This window comes from Sphingopyxis sp. sgz302558 (assembly GCF_057220455.1).
Genome location: NZ_JBXPUZ010000020.1, coordinates 1 through 4,085 on the forward strand (window position 1 = coordinate 1; position 4,085 = coordinate 4,085).

Genomic DNA, 4,085 nt, shown 5'->3' on the forward strand with positions numbered 1-4,085 from the left:
CGATATCGCCAAAGCGCGCGGTCCAGCATTCGACCTCGCGCGCACCGCTCGCGAACAGCATCGCGCGCAATGCATCCTCGTCACCGGGATCGGCCATTGCAAGGGTGAGCCGATCGCCGTCGAGCGCGACAGGGTAAAGGCTGCGGCGCGCAAGATAGCGCAGGTTAAGATCGGGGATCGGCGCTAGCGGTCCAGCGAGCCGCTCGCGGCCGACCAGCGGCAGGCCTGACCAGTCGGCGAGCGCTGCCGCCAGATCATCGTCGCTCACCAGCGCGAGCGCGCGCAGCGTCGCTGCAGTCCGCCGGTCGCTTGCTGCCGCCACGGCTTCGGCGCGCGCCAGATCGGCGCGCGATACGAGCCCGCGCTCCACCAGCCGCGCCGCCCAATCGGGCGTCGCCATCACGCTGTCAGAATCAGCAAGGATGATGCTGGTATCCACCGGCAAACCCTGCCAAAAAGCGGACCTTAGGGAAAGCGGCAAAGCCCTATTCCCTTGCGAAATGGAGGCATCAACTATGGCCTTTGCCCCGGTCGAGCATTGGCAGAGCGGCAGGCCGCCGCTGCTCGCCGTATATAGGCCGTTGGTGCTGAGTTATTCGGTTCCGCCATGGCTGAGCAATATGCAGCAGCAGTTGGCGCGTTGGCGGCTTGAACGCCCACTTGGGCTGGTGCTGGCAAGCACGGTTGCCGTGTCGGTGCTGGCGGCGCTGGCGGGGATCACGCAAGGGACGCTGCCGCAGATGGTCGACCGCTATCCGTTGGTGTTGCAGCTGATTGCGCCGCAGCAAACGACCGCCCTTGCGAGTGCTGGCGCTGCCCCTTCGCCGTCGCAGGAGGTCGCGCAGGCGCCCGTGCCGCCATCGCAGATCGAGACGAGCACGCCGACGCCGGTCTCGCCGCCCGAGTGGCGCGTGTCGCGCGTACCAAGGCTGGGGCCAGCGCGACCGGGTCCGGTTGCGAGCAATGGGGTCAGTGGTGTGGGAGTTGGCGGTCGCACCAGCGGCGTCGGGAGCGGCGGGGTGGGGGCCTATGACCCCTATGCCGGGGCCGCGCCGCGCTGGCGACCTTCGGCGAGCATCAGGCCGGATGGAATAGATGAGCGCCAGTTGCAGGCGGCAGTTGCGGAAGTGAAGCGGCGCTACCCGGAGGCCCGCGGGACGGTGGACCTGCGCATTCGGCTGTCGCCTGGAGGGATGGTGTTAGAGGTGGAATTTGTCAGCGCGATTACGCCGGCGCTGGCGGTTGCCATGCGAAGGGCGCTGATAGGCAAGCCGATTGCGCTGCAGTCGGGCGATGCGATTGGGGGTGTCGTTACCAACCGAATTTTGACTGGTGTGGTAATAGGCTAGCTTGAAATTGTGAAAACGAAAAGATCAATATCACAAGCAATAGCAAAAAAATTTGGGGTCTTAGTAACAGCCTCTGCAAAAGGCACTAGTCTGGTACATATCGCCAGTTGATGGGATCGCCACGCTTCTCAGGGTAAAACTTTTTCTTTTTCTCCAATCCATAGAAAAGCGTTCCGTGAATCCCAGATACAGCTGACTTTTTCTGCTTTCGCGGCCAAACATTTTGCATCAACTTATAAACAGCGTCATCGCCGATTCTAGCCACCAAATCCTCGATAAACTCGATATCTTGTCCATTCTGGTGAAAAATCTGCAGAAACTCTTCCTCTGTTACTGAGTAGATCGCATACTCGGTATTTATTGCATCGTCAATTACTTGAATATTCTTCATTCTTTTTACATTTCAATTCTTGTGTGGTCGAGTTTGTCCGCCGGGATAAACGTTCCCATCGCTTTTTCCGTCCTTGGTTTCAAGATCCCAATGCGGGCCCCCATGAGCTCGACCACCTGACTGACCGGTAGGCTTCCAAATTGTGCCATTTTTGTCAATGAAACCGCCACGGCCATCTGTACCCTTGCCCCATTGCTCGCCACTTGGCGGATCAAAGAAGCCTTCTTCTTCTCCGGGCTTTCCCGGTGCCTTAGCTCCGTTAGGGTCGTGCGCATCGGATGGAGGCTTGGGCAAAGGCTTCGGGCCATCTTTATAAAGTGGAAAATCCCAACTCAAATTGATGATGTGTCTAGGCATCGGACTTTCATAGGATCCGCCGCCATGAGAACTCGTCGGATAACAGTCTACCAACAGGTTTCGCAGATAATAGGCGCCCATTACCAAAGCGGTGCCGCCCATTACCCAAGGGTGTCGACGCAACATTGCTGCCGCCGGGTTCGGAACGCGGTAGCTCGGATAGCTTGCAGTCAAGCCGTTGGCATCCGTGAAGCGCAAGGGATTCGCCCCCGCATAGACCCAGGCATTTTCATCCCCTGCGAGCCCAATCGGGTCGGCCTGGATGTAGCGCCCGGTGGTGGGGTCATAGTCGCGGTAGCGATTGTAATAGTGCTCGGCTCCGGGCAGGAGCAGGGCGTTCGCAAACTGCCCCGGGAACCCGATGGCGGCGTAGCCATAGGGAGTGACGCTTTGCCCTGATGCGTTGGTGGTCAGGATCGGCGTGCCGAGGTGGCTGGCGTGGACCCATTGGAGTTCGGATGTGATGCCGCTGGTGCCTGCGACCCCGACCGCGACCGCGAGCGGCGTGTAGCCGCCGGTGCCGTCATCGCCGCCGGTGGGGCCGGTTTCCCCCACGCCGCTGAGCGTCCAGATATATTCGGCCTTGAGGTCAGCGGCACCGCCCGCGCCATATTCGCCGACGATGCGGTGATCGAGGTCGTAGACGAACTGGCGCGTGTCGACAGGGCCAGAGGCTGGCGTGGTGATAACGCGGATGCGCTCGTCCGCGCCGTTGTAAAGCATCGTCTGGCTGGCAGTGCCGACAGTGTAGCTCACCAGCCGCGCCCGCCCGTCATAGGCCACCGTGACAACCGAGCCGTCGGGGCGAGTCTCCCCCGTCTGGTTCCCGCGCGCATCGTGCGTGAACACGCGCATCCCCGCCGGCGTGGTGATGCTGGTCAGTCGGTTGGTGCCGGGGGCGATGCTATAGCTGTCGACCTCGGCAGGGGTCGCGGCGGCAACCGTAGCGCGGCGCTCGACAGCGAGCCGGTTGCCATTGTCGTCGTGCAGATAATCCTCGCGCGCGAACGCCCCCACCGCGCCGTCCATCCGGGTCAGCCGCTCGACCGGGTCATAGCCAAAGCTGCGCGTCTTGCTCGCATCCAGCGTATCAGCGATCTGGGCGATGTTGTCGCTATTGTCATAGGAATAGGTCAGCGACGACAGCCGCACACTGTTCGACGTCCGCTCCAGCCGCCGGTTCGCCAGCCGCCCGTCATTCCCCCAGCTCTGGATCATCCGCAGGCCATTGCCATAAGTGGCCTGCGTCAATGCGCCGAAGCTTTCATATGTCATGCCGCTCGCCAGCGTGGTCCATGTCGATACGCTGCCGTTCGCCTTGGTCCGCACCTGCGTCACCCGGCCCAGCGAGTTCCAAGTGTAATTGACGATGCGCCCCGTAGGGTAGGTGATCTGCGTCCGCCGGTCGGCCAAATCATAGGTGAAGGCGAGGGTCAACCACGCGCCCGTGCCAATACGCTGGCGCTTCGTCGTCACATTGCCGCGGTGGTCATAGCCATATTCGACCGTTGTGCCGCTATCGACCACGCGGCCAAGGCGGCCTACCCCGCGGCTGCCGCTGAGCGCCCCAATATCCCAGGTGTAAGTGACCGTTTCATCCGCCGGACGGCCAACGGGGGTGGCGGTGAGGAGGCGGCCCAATATGTCGTAGGTGTAGNCCAATATCCCAGGTGTAAGTGACCGTTTCATCCGCCGGACGGCCAACGGGGGTGGCGGTGAGGAGGCGGCCCAATATGTCGTAGGTGTAGGTAATCTGTTGGCCGCGCCCGTCGGTCGCCGCCACCATGTCGCCCGCGCTGTTGTAAACATAAATGCTGGTGCCGCGATCGGGGCTGACCTCCTGGATAGCCTCGCCAAAGCCATTGCGCACAAAGGTCGTATCCACGCCAATGGCGTCTTCGTGCGTGATCACATTGTCGCGGCTGTCATAGGCCAAGCTCGGCGCGCCGCCGTCAGGCAGCGCGCTCGCTACCAGCCGGTCGAGCGCA

At 61.9% G+C, this 4,085-nt stretch carries 4 protein-coding genes; 1 reads left to right on the forward strand and 3 read right to left on the reverse strand.

Translation table 11 applies throughout. The features are described from left to right. Window positions 1-439 (reverse strand): GspE/PulE/PilB domain-containing protein (locus AC2TC0_RS16055; RefSeq protein WP_484718457.1); only part of this gene is annotated, 439 nt, incomplete at its 3' end. Window positions 440-515: 76 nt separating this feature from the next. Between AC2TC0_RS16055 and AC2TC0_RS16060 the strand changes: the two genes are divergently transcribed. Beyond that, on the forward strand, window positions 516-1,349 hold the full coding sequence (locus AC2TC0_RS16060) for a hypothetical protein (protein WP_484718458.1): 834 nt from the start codon (window positions 516-518) through the stop codon (window positions 1,347-1,349). An 85-nt stretch (window positions 1,350-1,434) separates the two neighbouring features. Here the strand turns inward: AC2TC0_RS16060 and AC2TC0_RS16065 are convergent, their stop codons facing one another. Together AC2TC0_RS16065 and AC2TC0_RS16070 are read right to left on the reverse strand one after the other, a co-directional pair. Then, the gene (locus AC2TC0_RS16065) at window positions 1,435-1,740 is read right to left on the reverse strand and encodes a hypothetical protein (protein WP_484718459.1); all 306 of its coding nucleotides are present in this window, start codon (window positions 1,738-1,740) and stop codon (window positions 1,435-1,437) included. Between the two features lie 12 nt (window positions 1,741-1,752). Continuing rightward, window positions 1,753-3,960, reverse strand: coding sequence for a polymorphic toxin type 37 domain-containing protein (locus AC2TC0_RS16070; RefSeq protein ID WP_484718460.1), 2,208 nt, complete (start codon window positions 3,958-3,960; stop codon window positions 1,753-1,755). Between the last annotated feature and the right edge of the window lie 125 nt (window positions 3,961-4,085).

Coding starts and splice junctions, on each gene's coding strand:
- AC2TC0_RS16060 (WP_484718458.1), top strand. CDS start 516: ATGGCCTTTGCCCCGGTCGAGCATTGGCAGAGCGGCAGGCCGCCGCTG.
- AC2TC0_RS16065 (WP_484718459.1), bottom strand. CDS start 1,740: ATGAAGAATATTCAAGTAATTGACGATGCAATAAATACCGAGTATGCG.